This is a genomic window from Tenacibaculum sp. AWR4_210, from assembly GCF_056160945.1.
On the sequence record NZ_JBSWYF010000001.1, the window covers coordinates 119309 to 143992 of the forward strand.

Below are 24684 nucleotides of genomic sequence, written 5' to 3' on the forward strand. Positions count from 1 at the left end.
AATCTAATTATTAAAAGTCTACATTTACACCAAGTGTATACGTTCTTGGTCTAGGGTAAAAATTATTGTCAATACCATTGAAGTTCTCCGGGTCTTGACCTGAGTAATTCGTAATGATAAACGGATTGCTAACTGAGCTAAACAGGCGAATGTTTGCTCCTTTTAAAACCTTTGACATTCGATATCCCAAAACGATGTTTTCACAGCGAAGGAAAGTAGCGTCTTCTAAGTAGTAATCCGAAAACTTCACGTTTCCATTGGTGTTGATGATATTGATATCAGAAGCTCCGTTATTGAAATCCAATACGTTTGATAAACTAGTAGAGTTTTGTGGTATTGAACGATCTCTCCATCCATTGGTAAGCTTTTTTGCGTTGTATACCAATCCTCCAAATTGACCTCTGAAGCTCGATGAAAAGTCCCAGTTTTTATAGGTAAAATTCAATCCGAAACCATAGGTCCAGTTCGGACGTAACGGACGGTAAAAACGGTCGTCATTATCAATTTTCTTATCGCCGTTTAAATCGGCAAATGCTCCCCAAATAGGTTGTCCTTCGGCATTGTATAATTGCTTGAATACCCATGCAGAGTGCGGTTGTAATCCGACAGGTGTATAGGCCAAATTAACGCCCGTTCCAACAGGTAAACCTCCATCCGTTGAAGGAATTAAGCTCACGTCTTTTAAACTTGTCACTTTCGTTTTATTGTAGGCAATATTGGTATTGATGTCAAAGCTGAAGTTCTCCTTATGAATCGGACTTGCATTTAAGGCAAGCTCGAAACCACGAGTATTGGTCGAACCAACATTTTTAACGAACGAACTTCCAAGTCCTTGTCCTGGTGCTACAGGAGTTCGTGCTAAAAGGTCTGAAGTATTGCGTTCGAACACGTCAAACGAACCGTCGATTACGTTGTTAAACAAAGCAAAATCTAATCCGATATTATAAGTAGTCGCCTTTTCCCAAGTAAGGTTCTCATTGAAGGCGATTGCTGAGTAGATATTAACACCACTCAAGTACTGGCTACTCGCGCTTCCCTGAGAAAACAGCGGAATAGAAGGGTAGAACCCTACAGCACCTGTGATATCTTGTTGTCCAGTTTTACCCCATCCTAAACGCAATTTAAGCGTGTTGATGAATCTGATGTTTTTGATAAATTCTTCTTCTTGCATTTTCCAAGCAAGTGCAGCAGCAGGGAAGTAGCCCCAACGCTTTGAAGGTCTGAACAATGACGAACCATCAGCTCTTAAACTCAACGTAACCAAATATTTGTTGGCGAGGTCTATATTCGCTCTACCAAAAAACGATTGTAAGTTCAACTCGTTGAAATACCTGTTTGTAGGATTTTGAGGATTCGGAGTTAACTCGCGAATACCTGAAGTTGCGTTGTATCTGAAAATTTCTTTTGTTCCTTCGTTTCTAAAGTTCTGATAACTGTATCCGGCTTGTACGTCTAACTTAGAAATAAACGACTTAAACGTTTTCGTATAGGCCAAATAAGCATCGAGGGTAGTGTTGGTGATGTTTTGATCTTCTGTGTAGTTCACTCCTGGATTGAAAACTGCACTGGTAGCAGGATTGTTGTCATTTTCGTTAAATTGACGAGTAGCAATGGCGTTCTCAGTGAACACTTCTTTAATAGTAGCGTTAGATCGTTCCAATCCTAAATTTAGAATTCCGCGCATTTCTGGTAAGAAAGGCATGGTATAGTCAAATTCAATGTTTCCTAACATTTTGTACACTCTTTCCGGACGCGTACGTTGATTTAATAAGGCAACTGGGTTAAACTGACCGTCCAATAATAACTTGGTCGCTTTACTCGGATCGGCATCGTTCAAACGCGTGGTTTGGTAATATCCTCCAAAACCGGTCGCACTGTTGTCGTAAATAGGTTTTGTTGGGTCCATGTTTACCGCTCCACCAAGAGCACCTCCTTCGTCAATAGCATTCTTATCAGCGTAAATACCTTTGAAGTTAAGGTCAACTTTTAGGTTGTCATCTAAAAATTTAGGCGTCATTTTTAACGCGATAGTATAGCGCTCGTAGTCACTTGTTTTTACCACTCCTTCACTTTTCGTATGTCCAATAGAGAAACGAGTAGGTACCTTGTCAAATAAAAAGGCTCTCGCACCAAAGTTGGTATTGGTAGATACAGCCGTTCTGTAAATGGCATCTTGCCAGTCAGTGTTGTATAGTATTCTTCCTTCAATTTGCGGTGTAGCAGGATTGTCAGTCGCTGTAGTTGAAGGATCATCAATACCGAGTGAGTTGGTATATGTAGGGTGGTATTTTTGAATGAATTGTACAAATTCATTTCCATCCATTACATCTAATGTGTTTCCTACAACACCTATCGAAACGTTACTTGAAAAGTTGAATTTTACACCGCCTTGTGTCCCTTTTTTGGTTGTAATGATAATCACCCCGTTAGAAGCTCTCGAACCATAAATAGCGGTAGCAGAGGCATCTTTTAAAATAGAGAAACTTTCGATGTCATTCGGGTTTACCAAAGTAAGTGGGTTACTAACTCCGGCTGGGTTGGTATTGTCAACAGGAACTCCGTCAATAACAATCAAAGGATTGTTGTTTGCAGAAAGTGACGACCCTCCACGGATACGGATATTCGGTGCAGCATCTGGCTGTCCACCCGCCGTAGTGATACGCACTCCTGGTACTTTTCCTTGGAGTAACTGATCGGCTCCGACCACTGGTGATTTATTGAAGTCTTTTGCACTGATAGACGTAACTGACCCCGTAGCATCTTTTTTGGTAGTCGTTCCATATCCAACAACCACTACTTCTTCGAGCTGTTGACTGTCTTCTTCCATGGTGACTTGAATAGTAAATGTACTCCCTATGGTTACTTCTTTTTCAAGAAATCCAATAGAGGTAAAAACGAGTACATCTCCAGTTTTAACGTTGTTTAAGCTAAACTTTCCGTCAAAATCTGAAGATGTACCTCGTGTAGTTCCTTTAATAACTACATTCGCTCCAGGCAATCCCTCGCCTGTAGCCTTTTCTAAAACCGTTCCCGTCACCGTTTGCTGGGCAAAAGAAATCGAAGAAACGAGTAGTAGTAGACATGATAATAGTATCTTTAAATCCTTCATTACTTTAGGTTAAATTGTATGTTTTTCTTCCTTGAAAAACCATCAATAATTTAGTTTCCACAGGGTGAAGATAGAAATAAAAATGGCTCTTCAGCTACCGAAAACACTACGAAAACGTTTTCGTGTTGATAACTTTTTAACTTTAACTTAACGTATTGATAAAATAAGCTAAAAAAAATTATGAGTTTTGTAAAATATGAAACCTAAAATTACCATTAAAATAATCGCAAAGGAGCTTGGAGTAGCTACTTCCACTGTTTCCAAGGCCTTAAGAGATAGTCACGAGATTAGTCAAGAGACAAAAGATCGCATCAAGGCCTATGCAGATCATTATAATTATCGCCCCAATAACTTGGCTTTGCAGTTGCGAAATCAAAAAACCAAGGTTATTGGTATCGTATTACCGCAAATTGTACATCATTTTTTCTCTACAGTCATCAAAGGAATTGAACATGAAGCCTCGCAGCGAGGCTATAGTATTATGGTTTGCTTTTCTAATGATATAGCGCAAAAGGAATCAGAAACAATTGATGTGCTAACCAACGGTAGCGTAGATGGACTGTTGGTTTCACTCGCCAAAGAAACCCTTGAGAAAGGGAGTTTTAAGCATTTTAATAGGTTGATAGATAATCAGGTGCCCTTAGTGTTGTTTGATAGGACGCACAACAGTTTGTCGTGTGATAAAGTGATTGTCGATGATGTAGGGGCGGGGTATAAGGCTACAAAATATTTGTTAGATACCGGCTGTAAACGTATAGGAATGCTCACTACTCCTGAGCACGTCATTGTAGGTTTAGAACGTCGAATGGGCTATGAAAAGGCACTAAAGGAGCGTCAAATCGGGGCCGACGAAGATATCGTAGTTAAAATTGATGAAGAGGGAGATATCAAGAAACAGATAGAAACGTTGTTTGACAAGGATATTGATGCTGTGTTTGCAGTAAATGAAATTTATGCGGCATTGGCCATACGCGTAGCAAAAGAGCGTGGATTGCGTATTCCAGAAGACGTGTCTATTATTGGCTTTACCGATGGCTTGATCTCTGAATATGCTTCTCCGTCAATTACTACGGTGGTACAGCACGGATTTACCATGGGAAAGCAAGCCGCTGAAATGCTTATTGATCGTATTGAAAATCAGACAGAAAACAAGGCCCCTCAAACCAAAGTAATATCGAGTAATTTAAAAATTAGGGAATCCAGTAAATCTTAGGATTCCCATTTTTTTTTGGATTTTCAAAAAGAAAACCATTATATTTACACCGAATAAGACTTATCAGTAATTTACTTTCCACACATTTAATTAGATAAGTCACAGCGCTTATCGTAGTATGAATTAATAAATTACGATAATGAACAAGCGTAAGTTAAGCTTCTGGGAGATCTGGAACATGAGTTTTGGTTTCTTGGGAATTCAATTTGGTTTTGCCCTACAAGGAGGCTTTATGTCTCGAATCTTTCAAACCTTAGGAGCAGGAAAAGAAGATATTCCTTTTTTATGGATTGCAGCACCGTTAACCGGATTGCTCGTGCAACCTATTATTGGTGTTTTAAGTGATCATACCTGGAGTCCAAAATGGGGGCGAAGAAGACCCTACTTTTTAATTGGAGCAATTTTGAGCTCTTTAGCACTGTTTTTAGTACCGCATTCTTCAGCATTATGGATTGCTGCTGGTTTTTTATGGATACTCGATGCATCTATTAACATCTCGATGGAGCCATTTAGAGCATTAGTAGCGGATAAATTGCCCGATTCACAGCGTTCTTATGGGTTTGTTGTACAGACATTGATTATCGGTGTAGGTACTTGGGTAGCCAGTAAATTACCATTGTTATTGTCGGAATTGGGGGTTAGTGACACGGCTGCTTCGGGAGTAGTGCCGATGTCTGTTAAAGTAGCTTTTGCTATCGGAGCGGGAGTATTTTTAATGAGTATACTCTACACCGTTTTTACTACATCAGAATACCCTCCAGAAGATATGGAGGCCTTTGAACAAGAAAGAAAGAAAAAAAATCGTTTCCTGACGGATATCAGAGAAAATGCGGGAAGCATGCCTACTACCATGAAAAAATTAGGGGTGGTTCAGTTTTTTAGCTGGTTTGCCTTTTTTACCATGTGGAGTTTGGCAAATCCCGCTCTGACGGAGCACGTATTTAATACACCTGCACCCGTACTTTCAGAATACAATATGGACATTCCTGAGCAAGCAGCCAGATTTGAAGAAGTAAATACTGCCTTTCAAGAATCTTCTAATTTAGTAGGTTCGTATATGGGGACTTACGGATTGTCATCTATGGCTTTTGCGCTGTTGTTGGTATTGTATACTTCGAAGAGAAAAATCAACAGGAAGTACGTCCATATGGTATCGTTAATCTTAGGAGGATTTGGTTTTATCATGATGAAATACATTCCTTCACACGAATACTTAACACTGTCTTTTATACTTATTGGATTGTCATGGGGAAGCATATTGTCCATGCCCTATGCCATGCTTTCTAGCTCGGTAAATCCGAAAAAAATGGGAGTGATTATGGGACTGTTCAATATGTTTATCGTAATCCCACAAATCGTAGCCTCACTTGGGGGAGTCAACTTCGTATCGGGCTTGCTAGGAGAGGAGGCTATTAATGCGATGACAGTGGCCGGGATTAGCTTAATTATAGCTGGTCTGTGTAACTTTTTGATTACAAATAAAAACGCAATTACTTATCATTCAGAAACTGAATAATGCAAACTAAAGGATTTATTTTTGATTTGGACGGTGTCATTGTCGATACCGCCAAATACCACTTTTTAGCTTGGAAAAAGCTAGCACAGTCGATGGATATCGATTTCACAGAAGAACAGAACGAACAACTAAAAGGCGTGAGTCGCGTGAGGTCATTAGAGAAGATTTTGGCCTGGGGTGATAAGAGCATAAGCGATGAAGCCTTTCAGTCATTAATGACGAAAAAGAACGAGGATTATCTGGCGTATATCGCCGAGATGACCGAAAAAGAAATTTTAGAAGATGTTCCGAAAATATTGGAATACTTAACAACATCACAACAGGGCATCGCTTTGGGATCCGCGAGTAAAAATGCACGTGCGATTCTCGAAAAGGTAGCATTGTTGAACACGTTTCAAACTATTGTTGATGGTAATGATGTTACCAAGGCCAAGCCCGATCCAGAAGTCTTTTTAAAAGCTGCCAGTCAGTTGGGCATAGCGCCGGAAAACTGCGTGGTGTTTGAAGATTCTGTAGCGGGAATTCAGGCCGCAAAGCGCGCAAATATGATCGCTATTGGTATTGGAGATGCCGCAGTATTGCACGAGGCAGATTATAATTTTACTGACTTTACCGAAATCAGTACCGATTTTATTTCCTCAATAATAGCGTCGAACTAATTAGAAACAAACAAAAACTAAAGGAGAAGTCCTAAAAGAAAATATAAACAATGAATCAGAATTATATCATACCGAATGAGTGGAGCGTCGTAGAGGAAGGATTTGATAAAGAGCGCGTAAAATCGTCAGAGAGTCTATTTAGTATTGGAAACGGTGCTATGGGGCAGCGTGCAAATTTCGAAGAAGATTATTCAGGAGCAAGCTTTCAAGGAAGTTATATCGCAGGGGTGTATTATCCGGATAAAACTCGTGTAGGATGGTGGAAAAATGGATATCCGGAGTATTTTGCCAAGGTATTAAATGCTCCGAATTGGATTGGAATTCACATTCGAATTGATGGTGAAGTCTTTGACTTAGCTAACTGTAAGGACGTACGTAATTTCCGCAGAGAACTGAACATGAAAGAAGGTTGGTTAGCGAGAACGTTCGAAGCTGTATTGCCAAATGGAGAGGAAATTCGGGTGGCTACCAAACGCTTTTTGAGTATAGACCTTGACGAGTTAGGGGTAATCAATTACAGCATAGAGCCTTTGAGTAAGGCCATGACAATTGCTTACGAACCTTATATAGATGCCGGGATAACCAATGAAGATAGCAACTGGGATGACAAGTTCTGGGATGTAACCGCTGCTGTTATTGAAGGAGAACGAGGATTTGTTCGTTCACATACCATGAAGACAAATTTTGAGGTTTGTACCTTTATGGAGTCAGAATTTTTTATGGATGGAGCTCCTTTGAAATTGTCAGGAGCATCAAAGACAACGGATAGGAAAGTAGCAATTAGCTATACTGCTGATGTGGCAAAGAATGCAGTATTTACGACGGTGAAATACGGAGGGTATACTGTTGACAGAAACCATCCTGCCAGTGAACTTAAATTAGCCGCAATTGCAGTGCTCGAGCGAGCAAAAGAGGCTGGCTTCGATAGTTTACTGGAACTTCAACAACGAGCTTGGGCTTCAATTTGGGATATGGCAGATATCCATATTGATGGTGATGTGAAGGCACAGCAGGGTATTCGATTTAATATCTTTCAATTAAACCAAACCTATCTAGGAACTGATGCCCAATTGAATATAGGTCCAAAAGGATTTACAGGAGAGAAGTACGGTGGAAGTACTTACTGGGATACGGAAGCCTATTGTTTGCCGTTTTACATGGCTACCAAAGAGCACAAGGTAGCGAGAAACCTACTTGCTTATCGATATCAACAGTTAGATAGAGCTATTGAAAATGCCGAAAAACTTGGGTTTACTAACGGTGCCGCGCTCTACCCAATGGTGACTATGAATGGTGAAGAATGCCATAACGAATGGGAAATTACTTTCGAAGAAATTCACCGTAATGCAGCGATTGCCTTTGCGATATACAACTACGAACGTTACACAGGTGATGAGAGCTATATTCCTGAAATGGGCTTAGAGGTACTCATTGGTATTGCGCGTTTCTGGAAACAGCGAGCAACTTTTTCTACTGCAAAGGAGAAGTATGTAATACTAGGAGTTACTGGTCCTAACGAATACGAAAACAATGTCAATAATAACTGGTATACCAATTACGCAGCAAAATGGTGTTTGGAGTACGCAGCGAAATGTGTAGAGAAAGTAGCCAAAGAAGATGCCGATGCATACGCGCGCATTAGTAGCAAAGTTAGATTAGCATCGGAAGAGCTCAGTGATTGGAAAACAGTAGCATCGGCGATGTTTTTTCCGTATTCTGAAGAGCACGATGTGTATTTACAGCAAGATGGCTTTTTAGACAAAGAACTCATTACGGTTGCTGATTTGCCAACGACAGAGCGTCCTATTAACCAGAAATGGAGTTGGGATCGAATTTTGAGATCTCCGTATATCAAGCAGGCAGATACCTTGCAAGGGTTCTATTTCTTTGAAGATGATTTTACACAAGAAGAATTGGAGCGTCATTTTGATTTTTACGAGCCTTTTACCGTACATGAGAGTTCACTTTCACCCTGTGTTCACAGTATACAAGCTGCGAAATTAGGAAGAATGGAACAGGCCTATACGTTCTATTTAAGAACTTCTCGTCTAGATTTAGACGATTATAACAGAGAAGTAGAAGAAGGCTTGCACATTACCTCTATGGCCGGAACCTGGATGAGTATCATTGAAGGTTTTGGAGGAATGCGCGTAAAAGAAAATCAATTGAATTTTACCCCACAAATACCAGCACAATGGGAAGGTTACTCTTTTAAAGTAAACTTTAGAGGACAAGTATTAAAGGTTTCTGTTCAGAAAAAAGGAACAGAATTCGAGCTAGAAGGAGATAAAGAGTTGACTATTGTAGTAAATGATAAGAAAATTATTGTCCCCCCTAATAATTTGATTACCGTGTAATCACCCTATCCTCGCAGCCTAAACTGCGAGGATTTCTAATTATGAATAAAGTAATTGTTTGTTTTTTAACACTAATTTTATGGGGCTGTGCTCAGAAGCCTGAAGGATCGACCTCTGCAAAGGCAGAACGAAGTATTCCGGTTGTGCTAGAAAGAGTTGCGCCCCCGAATTGGTGGGTAGGAATGAAAAATCAAGAACTGCAATTGATGGTAAAACATCCAAATATTGCAGAGTACTTCCCCAGCGTTGCTTATAAAGGTGTCAGCTTATTGAGCTTTGACAAGGGCGATAGCCCTAATTACGTGTTCTTAAACTTAAAGATTTCAGCTGCGGCCTTGCCAGGAGAACTGCTATTGCGTTTTAAGCATGGTGATGGACGAGTATTAGAAAGTACTTATGTGTTAAAGTCTCGAAATGACGAGGAGCGTTCGTACCGCGGTTTTAATACAAAAGATGCTATTTATCTGATAACACCAGATCGATTTGCCAATGCCAATCCTGAAAACGATTCGTTAAAAACACTGCGTGAACAAGGTATAGACCGAGAGAATGCCTACAAACGCCACGGAGGAGATATTGAAGGAATCATTCGAAGTTTAGATTATATTCAAGATATGGGATTCACTGCTGTATGGCCATCGCCTTTATGGACCAATGACATGAAGGAAAGTTCGTACCACGGTTATGCAATCACTGATTACTACCAGGTGGATCCACGATTTGGAACCCTAGATACTTATAAAGCCTTATCCAGTGATCTGCGCAAGCGCGGGATGAAATTAATTATGGATCAGGTGGCAAATCACTGTGGTCTGAACCATTGGTGGATGTCCGATTTACCATTCCGAAACTGGATTAACGATCAAGAGAATTTTGAGAAGCACAGGTCAGAATGGAACGGCGAGACAGTATTGCTTACCAATCACCGAAGAACGGTAAACCAAGATCCCTATGCGTCGAAACACGACCAGTTATTAAATGAAGAAGGATGGTTCGTGGCTACGATGCCCGATCTAAATCAACGCAACCCATTTTTGGCAAAATACCTCATACAGAATAGTATTTGGTGGGTCGAAACACTGCATTTGGGAGGAATACGCCAAGATACCTATCCGTACCCAAACAAGGATTTTATGAGTCAATGGGCAAAGGCGATCATGAGAGAGTATCCTAATTTTTCGATTGTCGGAGAAGAGTGGAGCTACAATCCATTGCTAATTGCTTATTGGCAATCTGGAGCAAAAAATAAAGATGGCTACGAGTCAAATTTACCTTCCACCATGGATTTTGCCATGCAACGAACCATAGTTCAAGCACTCATGGAAGAAGAGGCCTGGGACAAGGGCTTGGTAAAGTTATACGAAGGACTTGCTAATGATTTTGCCTATGCAAATCCGAAGGCTATTATGTGTTTCCTCGATAACCATGACATGAGTCGAATTCACACGCAGTTAAAAGGCTCGGTGGCTAAGACTAAAATGGCTTTGAGTTACCTTTTGGTACTCCCTCGAATTCCTCAAATTTACTACGGAACCGAAATTCTGATGGACGATTTTGACAAGCCCGGTGATCACGGACTTATCCGTTCTGATTTTCCAGGGGGTTGGCAAGGGGATAAGAAGAATGCTTTTACCGGTGTTGGCCTGAGCAAACAGCAAAAAGAAATGCAGTTGTTTGTGAAAAAGTTATTGCAATACCGAAAAAACAGCGAAGCCATTGCAGAAGGAGAAACGGTTCATTTTGCGCCTCATGATGGCGTGTATGTGCTGTTCAGAATAGCTAAGGAAGAGTTGGTAATGCATGTAATCAATAAAAATACGACGGCTAAAGAATTATCCTTAGACCGATTTAAAGAATTAAATTTGGAGGGACGTCGTTTTCGAAATATCCTAACAGAGGAAGAAGGGCAGTGGTCTACGCAACTCAAGGTTCCTGCCAACAGCAGTGTCATACTGACAACAAAACTAAACTAATACCATGAAAAAAATAGTAGTATTCTTAGTACTTTGGAGCTACGCTATTGCGGCAACCGCTCAAATAAGTACAAGAAAATACAAGGCTCACAAAGAAGTGGGATCACAGTGTTTAATGATCCGTGTCACAGACGGAACCTATAGAATTCAATTTTACAGTCCTGAAATTGTAGAAACGTCTTTTATTCCGGAAGGTGAACAGTATCAAAAAGCCTCTCATGCTGTAGTGATGCGTCCTGAGTTGGTGGCCACGCGTTTGAGAGCAACGACTTCGACACTTAACTGGAGTTCTAAAGGAATAACTGTACGTGTTCAAAAAGCACCTTTTTCGATCAGTTTCTATTACAACGAGAAAATGGTACTCAAGGAAAAACGAGGCTATCATACCAAGGATAATTTAGAAGTGTTAGATTTCGCTATTGATGCAGATGAAGTGTTGTACGGAGGTGGAGCACGAGCATTGGGCATGAATAGAAGAGGACATCGATTACAGTTGTACAACCGAGCTCATTACGGTTATGAAACTCATGCTCCTTTAATGAATTACACCATGCCCTTGGTCATGTCATCAAAAAAATACGCCTTGCATTTTGACAATGCCCCGATTGGTTATTTAGACTTGGATAGTAAAAAGGAGAACACGCTATCGTATGAGACAATTTCGGGAAGAAAAACTTATCAATTGATCGTGGGGGAGCAATGGTCAAACATCGTAAACAATTATACCACATTAACGGGAAAACAACCGATGCTACCTCGTTGGGCACTTGGTAATTTTGCCAGTAGATTTGGGTATCATTCACAGCGCGAAGTAGAGGAGACCATCCAACGATATAAAACGAATAACATACCTGTTGATGCTGTTATCTTAGATTTGTATTGGTTTGGAAAAGAAATAAAAGGAACCATGGGCAACCTAGAAGTATTCCGCGATTCTTTTCCTGATTTTGAGGGAATGGTAACAAGGTTAAAAGCAAAGGGGGTAAAAACGATTACGATTACAGAACCTTTTGTTTTGAGTACTTCAAAAAAATGGAAAGAAGCTGTGGAGAAAGGTGTTTTAGCTACTGATAGCACCGGGCAAGCAGCTAGGTACGATTTTTACTTTGGCAATACAGGGCTTATCGATATTTATAAGCCAGCAGCGAGTGCCTGGTTTTGGGATATCTACAAAGGACTAGCGAATAAAGGAGTAGCGGGTATTTGGGGTGACTTAGGAGAGCCAGAAGTACACCCGAATTGGGTACAGCACGCCGCAGGTACTGCCGATGAAGTTCACAATATTTACGGACACGATTGGGCCAAACTCATAGCTCAAGGGTACGAGCGGGAGTTTCCAGAGGTGAGACCATTCATTTTGATGAGAGCAGGATATTCGGGATCGCAACGCTTTGGGATGGTGCCTTGGTCAGGTGATGTAAATCGAACTTGGGGAGGACTGCAAAGTCAACCGGAAATAGCCCTGCAAATGGGAATGCAAGGCTTGGCATTTATGCATTCGGACCTCGGCGGATTTGCCGGAGCCAATTTAGATGACGAGCTGTATACACGCTGGTTACAATATGGAGTGTTTCAACCGATATACCGACCTCATGCACAAGAGGAAGTGGCTTCTGAGCCAGTGTATCGATCAAAAACCGCCATGGCAAAAGCAAAAAAATCTATTGAATTGCGCTATCAATTATTGCCGTATAACTACAATTTAGTGTTCGAAAACAATCAAACCGGAATGCCACTTATGAGACCCTTGTTTTTTGAATACCCTGCTGCGGAAACAAATACCTTAGCATCGAGTTATTTATGGGGAAATGATCTTTTGGTAACTCCTATTATGAAAAGCGGTCAACAAGAGTCAACGGTGTATTTGCCGAAAAAAACGGTTTGGTTCCATTTTACTACAGGCAAGCGCATGGAAGGAAGTGGATTTGTGCGCGTAGCGAATAGGCCTGATGAGATACCTGTTTTTGTACGTGCCGGCGCCTTTATTCCGAAAGCTCAACTAGTACAATCAACAGCAGCCTACGATGCGAATGTTTGGAATGTGAGTTACTACCACGATACAAGTGTGAAAAGTAGTCAACGACGTTTTTACAACGATAACGGCTTGTTGAAAAATGCTTTTGAAGCGGGGGCGTATGAGCAAGTACAGCTGAGCAGTAAGTTAGGAAAACAAGGACTAACGATAGATTTAAAATGTAACAAAGGGAAGCAGTATAACTATCAGAACAAACAGTACAATTGGAAGCTTGTTAATTGGAAACAACGACCACAAGCAGTTAGCTTTCAGGGGAAAGCTATTCCTTTTGATTGGGATGCTACAACGGGTGAGTTAACCTTTAAAGTACTGTGGAATACAAGGAAAAAAGGACGTATCAAAATTAAAAACTAGAATGAAAAAAGTCATTGTAACACTGGCGATAGCCATGGGGGTTAGCAGCTGTACAAAGCCTGTTCAGACAGAACAAAAAACAGTAGCAGTGGTCAAAAAACAAGAACCATTTGATTGGCGAGCTGCGACGGTGTATTTTTTATTGACAGATAGGTTTAATAACGGAAATACTGACAACGATCTCAATTTTGATAGGTCAAAACAAACGGCAAAGTTACGCGGGTTTAAAGGAGGTGACCTTGCAGGAGTAACACAGAAAATAAAAGAAGGTTATTTCGATGCCCTAGGAGTCAATGCAATTTGGATGAGCCCTGTGTTGGAACAAAATCACGGCGCTGTCGATGAAGGAACAGGGGCTACCTATGGATTTCACGGGTATTGGACGCAAGATTGGACGCGTATTGATCCAAATTTTGGAACAGAGGAAGAGCTTAGGGAATTAATCAAAACGGCACATGAGCACGGTATTAAAATACTGCTCGATGCGGTGGTTAATCACACGGGCCCCGTCACTGAAAAAGATGCGGTGTGGCCGGCATCATGGGTGCGAACAACCCCGCAATGCGAATACAAAGATTACGCTTCTACAGTGAGTTGTACCTTAGTTCGAAATTTGCCTGATATCCGCACGGAATCGGATGAAGAAGTAAGTCTACCTCCTCAGTTACTTGAAAAGTGGAAAGCAGAAGGACGACTGGAACAAGAATTACAGGAATTAGATACTTTTTTCAATGAAACTGGTTATCCGAGAGCTCCTCGCTTTTACATCATGAAGTGGCTGGCTGACTATATCGAAGAGTTTGGAATTGACGGATATCGAGTAGATACTGTAAAACACGTAGAAGAAAAAGTGTGGCAAGAGTTTAAACAGATTTGTGATCGCGCTTTTGAAAACTATAAGAAAAAACACCCAAAGCATGGTATGGAAAAAGAGTTTTACCTAGTTGGGGAAGTTTATGGCTACGGGATTAGTGGAGGACGTGAATACGCATTTTCGGATAGAAAAGTAGACTATTTTGATAAGAGCTTTCAGAGTTTAATCAATTTTGAATTTAAATGGAATGCCAAACAATTGCCATATGAAGCACTTTTTAAAAAATACGATTCGATTTTACAGGGTGATTTAAAAGGAAAGGGAGTCCTGAACTACACGGCCTCTCACGACGATGGGCAACCTTATGATGCCGATCGCACATTGTGGCATGAAAATGCTATTCGATTGTTATTGTCGCCGGGTACGGCACAAATCTACTACGGTGACGAAGTTACACGCCCGTTAAAAATTCAAGGTGCGGAAGGAGATGCGAACTTACGTTCATTGATGCCTTGGCAACAAATGGAAGAAAGAGAATTACAAGAAATTGCTGCACATTGGCAAAAGTTAGGAAGCTTTCGCAGCAAGCACCCGAGTATAGGCGCAGGAAAACACGAACAGCTGACAGCAACTCCATACGTGTTTAGCCGTCGACTTAAAACTACGACAATAAACGACAGCGTTGTGGTAGGTTTAGGGTTGCCTCAGGGAGAAAAAACCATTGAGGTAAAGGGAGTATTTGCTGATGGGACTTCGGTTAGAGATGCGTATTCTGGAACCCTGAGTACGGTGACCGATGGGAAGGTCAGTATAGCAACACCCTTTACGCTGTTATTACTAGAAGAACAAAGCAAATAGAAATACTAAAATCAAATTAAGCATGAAGAAAACGACGTTGTTACTCTTGGTAGCGATGCTAGGCTTGGCCTGTAAACAAGAGCAAAAGAAAGTCGCAACAACCGAAACTGCTACGGAAACACCGAAGAAAATTACCGCTCCTAAGGTGACTTCAGAAATGATGGAGTCGGCAGTGATTTACGAGGCCAACATTAGGCAGTACTCAAAAGAAGGGACGTTTAAAGCGTTCACAAAAGACATCCCTAAATTAAAAGAACTGGGAGTTAAAATTATATGGTTGATGCCAGTGTTTCCTATTTCCGAAGCGAAGCGAAAGGCCACTGGTGATAAATTTGCAAGTGATTTTCCTGAAGCTGAAAGAGAAAAGTATTTAGGGAGTTATTACGCAGTTGCTGACTTTAAAAAAATCAATCCAGAATTTGGAACCATTGACGATTTTAGAGCCCTTGTGGCAACAGCGCACGAACAAGGGATGTACGTTATTTTAGACTGGGTACCAAACCATACAGGGTGGGATCATACTTGGATTACGACCCATCCAGATTTTTACACTAAAAACGCTAAGGGAGAAATTACCGATCCTCTCAATGAAGACGGAACTCCAGTAGGTTGGCAGGACGTAGCAGATCTTAACTACGACAATCCTGAGCTTCGTAAAACGATGATCGCTGATATGAGTTATTGGATTACAGAAGAGGGAGTAGATGGATTTCGTTGTGATGTAGCCGGATCAGTTCCGACGTTTTTCTGGGAAGAGGCAATTCCACAATTACGAGCAAAGAAAGACATTTTTATGTTGGCAGAAGCTTGGGAACCAGCGTTGTTAAAAGACGGTTTGTTTGATATGGGATATGCTTGGGACCGACACCACGCCATGAATGATATTGCAGCGACTAAAAATACGGCTGCTGATTGGGATGCTGCCTATAGTAAAGATACGGCTCGCTATGAGCACAACGATATTTTGATGAATTTCGTAACCAACCACGACGAAAACTCGTGGAATGGGACTATTGACGAGCGTATGGGACCAGCATGGGAAACATTTACGGCCATGAGTTATGTGATTCCAGGAATGCCGTTGATCTATTCAGGTCAAGAGTACGGTTTAAACCATCGATTAAAATTCTTCGAAAAGGACGAAATTCCGCATACTCAAGGAAAACAATGGGAAGTTTTGGCCAAATTAGGAACTTTAAAAGCTCAGAACAAAGCTTTAAACGGTGGGAAAATGAGTGCTAAGTACGAACGTTTGAAAAGCGAAGATCAAGTATTGATGTTTGCCAGAGAAAAAGAAGGAGACAAGGTAATTTACCTGGCTAACTTATCAAAAGTACCCGTTACTCAGCTCGTTGAACTGGAAGGAGCATACACCGATTATATGGGAGGTGACGCGTTGAGCAAAGGAAGTGTAACACTTGAATTAGCTCCGTGGGAGTACAAAATATTGGTAAAAAAATAAACGATTTCGAATAGTTGACGGAATAAAAAAGCTCGGTATATACCGAGCTTTTTTTATTATAATAATTGTTTTATTTCTTGCTTTAAAAAGGAAATTACAGTTTCACTAGGAGGCGTTTCTTTTCCGTAGTCCTGAATAATTTGTTCGCGCATTTCCTTACTGTCTTTCGCAGTGGCAGCCACGTTTCGTATTTTAGCACTAATGGCCATTTTGGCGGTAAGTACGGCATTCCAACTTTCGTCAGAAATGTACAATTGTTGCACTAAATTATGTTCTAATTCTTGTTCTATATTGGCCGTAAGCAAACGTGCGTATTCCTGCGGATTATCGCCAATCGGCTTTACGCGAACTAATAATTTTAACGGGTTAATACGATCGCTAAACAGCAACATTCGTTCGTAGGCCTGTAATCGTATAGGCAAACTGTCTTTGCGCTTCTCTAGCATTAATCGAACCTGTTTTTCTTTTTGATTGTTGGCGATAAATGCACTTAAAATATAATAGGCAACCCCACCTGTAACCAACGAGGGGATGGCGTAGGCGATTCCTTCTAAAATTTGTTCCTTCATAATCGGGTTAAAAATTACTCAGATGCTAAGATACAAGTCTTCTCAAAAATAAATGAGGAATCGGCTGATAACTTTGGGGATATTAACGTATTTTTAGACTGTGAATAAAAAAATGCACAGACATTTTAAAATCGATAAAAGATTGGTTAATTTCCCATTTTTAAAATTCTTTCAATTTATTTTTTTTGGATACTTATTTAGAGCAACTTAACGAACCACAGAGAGCTGCCGTCTTACAGAAAGACGGACCGATGATTATTATTGCAGGAGCAGGATCGGGAAAAACGAGGGTGTTAACCTACCGTATTGCTCATTTAATGCAAAAAGGAGTAGATGCGTTTAACATCTTGTCACTGACCTTTACCAACAAGGCAGCCCGCGAGATGAAGGAGCGTATTGCAAATGTAGTTGGACACAGTGAGGCCAAAAATCTTTGGATGGGAACCTTTCACTCAGTGTTTGCAAGAATTCTCAGAGCGGAAGCAGATAAGTTGGGATATCCTTCTAATTTTACAATTTACGATACCCAAGATGCCGTTCGGTTAATAACGGCCATTATTAAAGAGTTGAAACTCGATAAGGATCGCTATAAACCGAAACAGGTTTTGAGCAGGATTTCTTCGTTTAAGAACAGTCTGATTACCGTACGTGCTTATTTCAATAATTCAGATTTACAGGAGGCCGATTTGCAGGCAAGCAGACCCAAAATGGGAGATATCTACAAAGAATACGTAGATCGTTGTTTTAAATCAGGAGCCATGGATTTTGACGATTTGCTACTCAGAACCAATGAGCTACTCGCTCGTTTTCCGGAGGTTTTAGCAAAGTATCAAGATCGTTTTAGGTACATCATGGTAGATGAGTACCAAGATACCAACCACTCGCAGTACATTATTGTTCGCGCTTTGGCCGACAGATTTCAAAATATTTGCGTGGTAGGTGATGATTCACAAAGTATCTATAGCTTCCGTGGTGCCAATATTAATAACATCTTGAATTTTCAGCGCGATTATCCGGATGTAAAGACTTTTAAATTGGAACAAAATTATCGTTCCTCTGACAATATAGTACGCGCTGCTAATAGCGTAATTGACAAAAACAAAACGAAGCTAGATAAAGAGGTATGGACGGCGAATGACAGTGGTGAAAAAATCAAGGTTATGCGTTCTATTTCAGACGGGGAAGAAGGTCGTTTTGTGGCTCAGTCTATATGGGAAAATCAAATGAATCATCAGTTGACAAATGATGATTTTGCTATCTTGTATCGAACCAATGCTCAGTCGAGAGCCATTGAAGATGCTCTTAGGAAAAAAGATATTCAGTATAAAATATACGGAGGGATTTCGTTTTATCAACGCAAGGAAATTAAAGATTTACTCTCGTATTTGCGTTTGCTAATCAATCCGAACGACGAAGAGGCCCTGAAGAGAATCATCAATTATCCTGCTAGGGGAATTGGTGCTACTACCATTGACAAGCTTACCATAGCTGCCAATCACTATAAGAAATCAATTTTTGATATCATAAGAAACCTCGATAAGGTAGACATCAAAATTAACTCAGGAACCAAAAACAAGTTGGAGAATTTCTTGGTGATGATGCAGCGTTTACAAATTGAAGCTCAGAAGAAAAATGCTTTTGAAGTGGCCGATTTGGTGGTGAAGCAAACTCAACTAGTACGTGATTTGCAAAAAGATGGTACACCTGAGGGGATCAATAAGGTCGAAAACGTACAGGAGCTATTAAACGGTATTAAAGATTTTATCACCGACAAAATTGAAACCGGAGAAGACGCTTCATTGACGGCATTTCTTGAAGATGTGGCGCTGGCAACGGATTTTGATAGTGAAAAAGACGATACGCCTCGCGTGTCGTTAATGACCATTCACCTGTCAAAAGGTTTGGAATATCCGTATGTGTACATCGTTGGTTTGGAAGAGAGTTTGTTTCCTTCGGCAATGAGTATGAATACCCGAAGTGAATTGGAAGAAGAACGTCGTCTTTTCTACGTGGCATTGACGCGTGCAGAAAAAGTAGCCTATTTGACCTATGCACAAACGAGGTATCGCTGGGGTAAACTTACCGATGGAGAGGCAAGTAGATTTATAGAGGAGATTGACGATGAGTTTTTAGAGTACCTAGCTCCTAAAATTCCAGAACCAGCCGCAAACAGGTTTATCGATGCGAGTTTGTTTGACGATACTCCGAAGAAAATACGCTTTGAAAAGCCGATTCATAAGAAGCGAAAAGAATTTTTAAGTAAAAAAGAAAAACCCGCTTTTTCACCTGATAAAGGAAATTTGAAAAAGGTAGGAAGTTTGAGTCCGAAAGCTGGAACTTTTGACGGAACGATCGCCGTAGGAAACTTGGTGGAACACAATCGTTTTGGGACAGGTAAGGTGATTGGATTAGAGGGGAAAGGCCCCAATAAAAAGGCAGAAATCGAATTCGGAACTGCCGGTAAAAAGAAATTATTATTACAGTTTGCAAAATTGAAAGTGATCGGTTAATCCGATAGGGCTGCATCATTTTGACAACTTTTAAAAGAGAGCTTATGTTTGACTTAGAATATAATTCAGAAAGAACGAGGTTGATTATACCTGAATATGGAAGGCATATTCAAAAACTAGTAAACCACTGTGTGGCATTAGAAAGTAGAGAAGAACGCAATACCATGGCAAAAGCCATTATTGATGTGATGGGGAACTTACAACCCCATTTGAGAGATGTGCCGGATTTTAAACACAAATTGTGGGATCAACTTCACATCATGGCTGATTTTAAGTTAGATGTAGATTCACCATATGAAACACCTTCTAAAGAAGAGCTTACGGAAAAGCCAGCGAAATTGGAATATCCTAAATCCGCTTCAAAATATCGCTTTTACGGAACCAACATCCAAACGATGATTGATGTGGCCTTGACTTGGGAAGAAGGTGATATGAAAGAAGCATTGGTGTTTACCATTGCAAATCACATGAAAAAATGTTACTTGAACTGGAATAAGGATACCGTAGAGGACGGAGTTATTCTGGATCACCTGTACGAACTTTCTGACGGAAAAATTGATATGAGAAATATCACCGAGGATTTAGCAGATAGTAAAAATTTGTTGAGAAAGAGAAACACCCAAGGACAAAAGTCAAAACAAACTAACAAGAAAAACAGAAAAAAATAAATGGCATCATTTAAAATAGAAGGGGGACATAAGCTTCAAGGGACTATTACGCCTCAAGGAGCAAAGAACGAAGCATTACAAGTAATTTGTGCCGTTTTACTAACACCTGAAAAGGTGATAATCAATAATATTCCGGATATTATTGATGTTAATAAGTTGATTTTTATACTCGGTGAACTCGGAGTAAAAATAGAAAAGTTAGCACCGAATAGCTATAGCTTTCAAGCAGATGAGCTAAACCTAGCTTATTTGGAAAGTGCTGAATTTAAAAGAGACGGAAGCTCTTTACGTGGGTCAATCATGATTGTAGGTCCATTGTTAGCTCGTTTTGGAAAAGGGTATATTCCACGACCAGGAGGAGATAAAATTGGTAGAAGACGTTTGGATACGCATTTTGAAGGATTTATTAATCTGGGTGCAACATTCCGTTATAATAAGGAAGAATACTTTTACGGAGTGGAAACCGATACCGGTTTACAGGGAACTGAAATGTTGCTCGATGAGGCTTCGGTAACAGGAACAGCCAATATTATTATGGCTGCAGTATTAGCAAAAGGAACAACGACCATTTACAACGCTGCCTGCGAGCCGTATATTCAACAATTATCGAAAATGTTGAATAGTATGGGCGCTAAAATTTCAGGAGTGGGGTCTAATTTGTTAACCATAGAAGGAGTAACTGCCTTAGGAGGTTGTGAACATCGAATTTTACCTGACATGATTGAGATTGGAAGTTGGATTGGAATGGCGGCAATGACGCGCTCTGAACTGACGATCAAAAATGTTAGCTGGAAAGATTTAGGTCAAATTCCTAATGTTTTTGGAAAGTTGGGAATCCAATTAGAAAAGCGTGAAGACGATATTTATATCCCAGCACAAGAGAGTTATGAAATTCAAAACTACATCGATGGATCTGTATTGACCGTTGCCGATGCACCTTGGCCAGGGTTTACTCCCGATTTGCTAAGTATCGTATTGGTAGTCGCTACCCAAGCGAAAGGAACGGTATTAATTCATCAAAAAATGTTTGAAAGCCGCTTGTTCTTTGTCGATAAATTGATTGATATGGGAGCAAAGGTTATTTTATGTGATCCGCATAGAGCTACGGTAATCGGACATGATTTCCAAAGTCAACTCAAGGCGACTAAAATGACATCTCCAGATATTAGAGCGGGGATTTCGTTACTCATCGCAGCCTTGTCAGCAAAAGGAACGAGTGTTATCCACAACATCGAACAAATCGATCGAGGGTACGAAAATATTGAAGGACGTTTACGCGCTATTGGAGCCAAAATTGAACGTATCGATTAATCGAAGCTTCAAATTCAAAACAAAAAAAAGCAGCTACTCTCGTAGCTGCTTTCTTTCATTTTACAAGCATTACATTTCTGCTGAGTCATCACAAGTATACACTTGTGGACAAGCGATTAATTGATGACAATAAAATGGTCCAGTAACGTTGGCAGCACAGTCACAGCCACACTTCGAAAGGTCAGGGTTTCCACCACCAAACGAAATTCCTCCTGTAACGTTCTTTTGTTGTGCTTTTGTCAATACGGTAGCACCTGCAATGCTTAAAAAATTGTTTTTCATAATAGAATGTAGGGTTAAATAATTAAACGTAATTGTTTTTGATTGTGTTAAAAATAGCAAGTTTATTTGTTAAAAAAAATCTAAAACCTAAATAAAAATGTTAAATATTAGTAGAGGATTGTTTTTTTAGAGAGGTGTCAAAATGACATTTATTCTGAATTGGCAGTGTTCTTGTAGTAAGTGAAACGTAGAAAAAAGAATCGATTTACAATGAGTAAAGACCAATATACGAAAGAAGACGAAATTAAAGACGCAATTAACAATGCAGAACAAGAAGTTGATGCGGCTGAAAATCAAGAAACTAAAGAGGTAGAGGAGAAAGAGGAACCTACAGCAGAACAATTGATTCAAGCGGAAAAAGACAAGTACTTACGACTGTTTGCCGAGTTTGAAAACTACAAAAAGCGCACTTCGAAGGAGCGTATTGAGTTATTTAAAACGGCAAGTCAGGAATTAATGACAGCTTTACTGCCAATTATGGATGATTTTGACAGAGGATTGGCAGAGATTAAGAAGTCAGAAGATTCAGAATTGTTTAAAGGTATGGAATTGATCAGCTCTAAATTGAAAAATACCTTGGTTCAAAAAGGACTTACTGAAATTGAAGTGAATGCGGGAGACGCTTTTGATTCTGAAATTCACGATGCAATTACACAAATCCCTGCACCGACAGAAGACTTAAAAGGTAAGATTATTGACTGCGTAGAAAAAGGATACAAATTAGGAGATAAAATTATTCGCCATCCAAAAGTAGTAATAGGGCAGGCGTAACATGTTGAATAGAGTTGGAGCCCTTTTACACCAACGGTTGTGCAAATGGGTTATAGCGAATAATCATTATTAATTATGGCAAAACAAGATTATTACGAAATACTAGGATTATCAAGGTCGGCAACTGCGTCTGAAATAAAAAAGGCGTACCGTAAAATGGCGATTAAATACCATCCTGACAAAAATCCAGATAATAAAGAAGCAGAGGAGAAGTTTAAACTCGCTGCGGAAGCCTACGAAGTCTTAAGTGATGATAACAAAAAGGCGCGTTACGATCAATATGGTCATGCTGCTTTTGAAGGTGGTCACGGTGGTTTTGGCGGTGGCGGAATGAATATGGACGACATATTTAGCCAGTTCGGAGATATTTTTGGAGGTGCCTTTGGAGGTGGCTTCGGAGGTTTTGGTGGCGGTGGTCAACGTCAGGCACGCGTTAAAGGAAGTAACCTACGTATCCGTGTGAAATTAACCTTAGAAGACATCGCTAATGGCGTAGAGAAGAAAGTTAAAGTTCGAAGAAAAGTACAAGCAGATGGGGTTACCTATAAAACCTGTACTACTTGTAACGGAACCGGACAGCAAATGCGCGTGACAAATACAATTTTAGGTAGAATGCAAACCGCAACTACCTGTGGTACTTGTCAGGGAGCTGGAGAAATGCTCGATTCAAAACCTGCTGGTGCTGATGCACAAGGAATGATCGTAAAAGAAGAAACTGTTCCTATTAATATTCCGGAAGGAGTAACAGAAGGTGTACAGTTAAAAGTAGGAGGAAAAGGAAATGAGGCACCGGGTAAAAATTCGATAGCCGGTGATTTATTAGTACTCATTGAAGAAGTTCCTCACGATACCTTAAAAAGAGAAGGAAGTAATGTACATTACGACCTGTATATTAACTTTTCAGAAGCGGTATTAGGGGTTTCAAAAGAAATTGAAACCGTAACCGGAAAAGTAAAAATCAAAATTGAACCAGGTACGCAATCTGGTAAGATTTTACGTTTGAAAGGAAAGGGATTACCGAGTATTGAACGATACGGTAATGGTGATTTCTTAATTCATATCAATGTTTGGACGCCTCAAGAGTTGACCAAGGAACAACGTAAGTTCTTTGAGCAAATGATGGAAGATGATAACTTTAGTCCAAATCCACAAAAGTCAGATAAATCATTTTTTGAGAAAGTAAAAGATATGTTCTCTTAAAGTTTTTTAAAGACTTTTGTACTGTTGAAAAAAAGAGTATATTTGCAGTGTCTAGGAGACGTTCTAGACACTTTTTCTTTTTCATAGCAATTTTCCCACTCAATCTTTGAGTGGGTTTTTTTATTCCTAATTTTTATCCATATTAAGAAATATAAATTTTAAGGTAAAATTTATATTATTTTTTTCTGTACATGAAAAAAATGTATATATTTGCACCATCTAGAAGACGTTCTAGATACTTTTTCTTTTTCATAGCAATTTTCCCACTCAATCTTTGAGTGGGTTTTTTTATGAAAGGGTCATTGACAATATTGAGCAGTTCTATCTTATCGACTTATTCTCGTAGTAAGTAGGAAAGTCCGGACACCACAGAGTAAGCATAGCGGATAACATCCGTCCGGTGTAAACCGAGGACAAGTGCAACAGAAAGAATGTACAGGTAATGCTGTAGTGAAACCAGGTAAACTCTATGCGGTGCAATGCCACGTATATTAGAGCTCGAGTGCTACTCGCACGATTCTAAGGGGTAGGCAGATTGATTTTGTGAGCAATTGCAAAACTAGATAAATGATAAGAACCTTTTTAAGGATACAGAATCCGGCTTATAGAACTGCTTTTTTTTTTCCTTCCTTTGTCAATTCTCCAGCAATTTTTAGTACAATAATGTTTAGAACTATTCTAAATAGCTTTTTTGAAATGTAAATAATGTATAAAATTAACATTTAAAAGTTAAAAAATTATGTTTTTCTTGTTTTTAAAAGATTTGATTATTTTATATTTAGTAATATCGCTGTATTGTTGTTTATCTTTTAAAATCGAACAAAAATCCTTAGTTTTGCATTGCGAAAATTAACAGCTCTCGAGCTATTGAATGAGTTAGCCTAAGCGTATTGAGGAGTATTTTAAACCCTGTAATTATCAACTTAGATAGCTACCGATGGCAATGAGAGTGCTCTATAGCTTATCGCGTACTTGGTGAAAAGCTAGAGAAATAAAGATATTGTTACAATTAATAGGGTGAGC

At 39.8% G+C, this 24684-nt stretch carries 16 protein-coding genes and 1 other RNA gene; 14 read left to right on the top strand and 3 right to left on the bottom strand.

Annotated features, from left to right (window positions below; genetic code table 11):
* Positions 1-10 precede the first annotated feature (10 nt).
* Positions 11-3109, bottom strand: coding sequence for a SusC/RagA family TonB-linked outer membrane protein (locus tag ACXAG7_RS00520; protein WP_476665573.1), 3099 nt, complete (start codon positions 3107-3109; stop codon positions 11-13).
* 196 nt (positions 3110-3305) lie between these two features.
* On the opposite strand from ACXAG7_RS00520, the gene ACXAG7_RS00525 reads away from it, so the two are divergent.
* The 8 genes from ACXAG7_RS00525 (at position 3306) to ACXAG7_RS00560 (ending at position 16350) form a co-directional block, all read left to right on the top strand.
* Positions 3306-4322: a LacI family DNA-binding transcriptional regulator gene (locus ACXAG7_RS00525; RefSeq protein ID WP_408043564.1), complete on the top strand. Its 1017-nt coding sequence runs from the start codon at positions 3306-3308 to the stop codon at positions 4320-4322.
* 139 nt (positions 4323-4461) lie between these two features.
* A complete protein-coding gene (locus tag ACXAG7_RS00530; protein ID WP_476665574.1) occupies positions 4462-5838 on the top strand; it encodes an MFS transporter in 1377 nt (458 codons plus the stop codon).
* On the top strand, positions 5838-6497 hold the full coding sequence (gene pgmB, locus ACXAG7_RS00535; RefSeq protein ID WP_408043566.1) for a beta-phosphoglucomutase: 660 nt from the start codon (positions 5838-5840) through the stop codon (positions 6495-6497). Before ACXAG7_RS00530 ends, pgmB begins: the two co-directional genes overlap by 1 nt.
* A gap of 50 nt (positions 6498-6547) precedes the next feature.
* Positions 6548-8854: a glycoside hydrolase family 65 protein gene (locus ACXAG7_RS00540; RefSeq protein WP_476665575.1), complete on the top strand. Its 2307-nt coding sequence runs from the start codon at positions 6548-6550 to the stop codon at positions 8852-8854.
* Between the two features lie 41 nt (positions 8855-8895).
* The gene (locus tag ACXAG7_RS00545; protein ID WP_476665576.1) at positions 8896-10827 is read left to right on the top strand and encodes a glycoside hydrolase family 13 protein; all 1932 of its coding nucleotides are present in this window, start codon (positions 8896-8898) and stop codon (positions 10825-10827) included.
* A 4-nt stretch (positions 10828-10831) separates the two neighbouring features.
* Entirely contained in the window at positions 10832-13216 is a 2385-nt protein-coding gene (locus ACXAG7_RS00550) for a glycoside hydrolase family 31 protein (RefSeq protein WP_476665577.1), read from the top strand.
* Between the two features lies 1 nt (position 13217).
* On the top strand, positions 13218-14888 hold the full coding sequence (locus ACXAG7_RS00555; RefSeq protein ID WP_476665578.1) for an alpha-amylase family glycosyl hydrolase: 1671 nt from the start codon (positions 13218-13220) through the stop codon (positions 14886-14888).
* Positions 14889-14910: 22 nt separating this feature from the next.
* Positions 14911-16350 (top strand): alpha-amylase family glycosyl hydrolase, encoded by a 1440-nt coding sequence (locus tag ACXAG7_RS00560; RefSeq protein WP_476665579.1) that lies wholly within the window; start codon positions 14911-14913, stop codon positions 16348-16350.
* A gap of 56 nt (positions 16351-16406) precedes the next feature.
* On the opposite strand, the gene ACXAG7_RS00565 is transcribed toward ACXAG7_RS00560, so the two are convergent.
* Entirely contained in the window at positions 16407-16919 is a 513-nt protein-coding gene (locus ACXAG7_RS00565; protein ID WP_408043572.1) for a DUF7935 family protein, read from the bottom strand.
* Positions 16920-17104: 185 nt separating this feature from the next.
* Between ACXAG7_RS00565 and ACXAG7_RS00570 the strand changes: the two genes are divergently transcribed.
* The 3 genes from ACXAG7_RS00570 to murA are packed head-to-tail and all read left to right on the top strand — an operon-like array spanning position 17105 to position 21408.
* Entirely contained in the window at positions 17105-19429 is a 2325-nt protein-coding gene (locus ACXAG7_RS00570; RefSeq protein ID WP_408043573.1) for an ATP-dependent helicase, read from the top strand.
* Positions 19430-19473: 44 nt separating this feature from the next.
* Positions 19474-20097 (top strand): DUF4290 domain-containing protein, encoded by a 624-nt coding sequence (locus ACXAG7_RS00575; RefSeq protein ID WP_408043574.1) that lies wholly within the window; start codon positions 19474-19476, stop codon positions 20095-20097.
* On the top strand, positions 20098-21408 hold the full coding sequence (gene murA / locus ACXAG7_RS00580; RefSeq protein WP_476665580.1) for a UDP-N-acetylglucosamine 1-carboxyvinyltransferase: 1311 nt from the start codon (positions 20098-20100) through the stop codon (positions 21406-21408).
* A gap of 69 nt (positions 21409-21477) precedes the next feature.
* On the opposite strand, the gene ACXAG7_RS00585 is transcribed toward murA, so the two are convergent.
* Positions 21478-21690, bottom strand: coding sequence for a hypothetical protein (locus ACXAG7_RS00585; RefSeq protein ID WP_408043576.1), 213 nt, complete (start codon positions 21688-21690; stop codon positions 21478-21480).
* Positions 21691-21900: 210 nt separating this feature from the next.
* On the opposite strand from ACXAG7_RS00585, the gene ACXAG7_RS00590 reads away from it, so the two are divergent.
* The 3 genes from ACXAG7_RS00590 to rnpB all read left to right on the top strand — a co-directional run bounded on the left by ACXAG7_RS00590 (position 21901) and on the right by rnpB (position 24282).
* Positions 21901-22461: a nucleotide exchange factor GrpE gene (locus tag ACXAG7_RS00590; RefSeq protein WP_408043577.1), complete on the top strand. Its 561-nt coding sequence runs from the start codon at positions 21901-21903 to the stop codon at positions 22459-22461.
* Positions 22462-22536: 75 nt separating this feature from the next.
* A complete protein-coding gene (gene dnaJ / locus ACXAG7_RS00595; RefSeq protein ID WP_408043578.1) occupies positions 22537-23661 on the top strand; it encodes a molecular chaperone DnaJ in 1125 nt (374 codons plus the stop codon).
* Between the two features lie 312 nt (positions 23662-23973).
* Positions 23974-24282: RNase P RNA component class A (gene rnpB / locus ACXAG7_RS00600), an RNA gene on the top strand.
* The last annotated feature ends 402 nt before the right edge of the window (positions 24283-24684 follow it).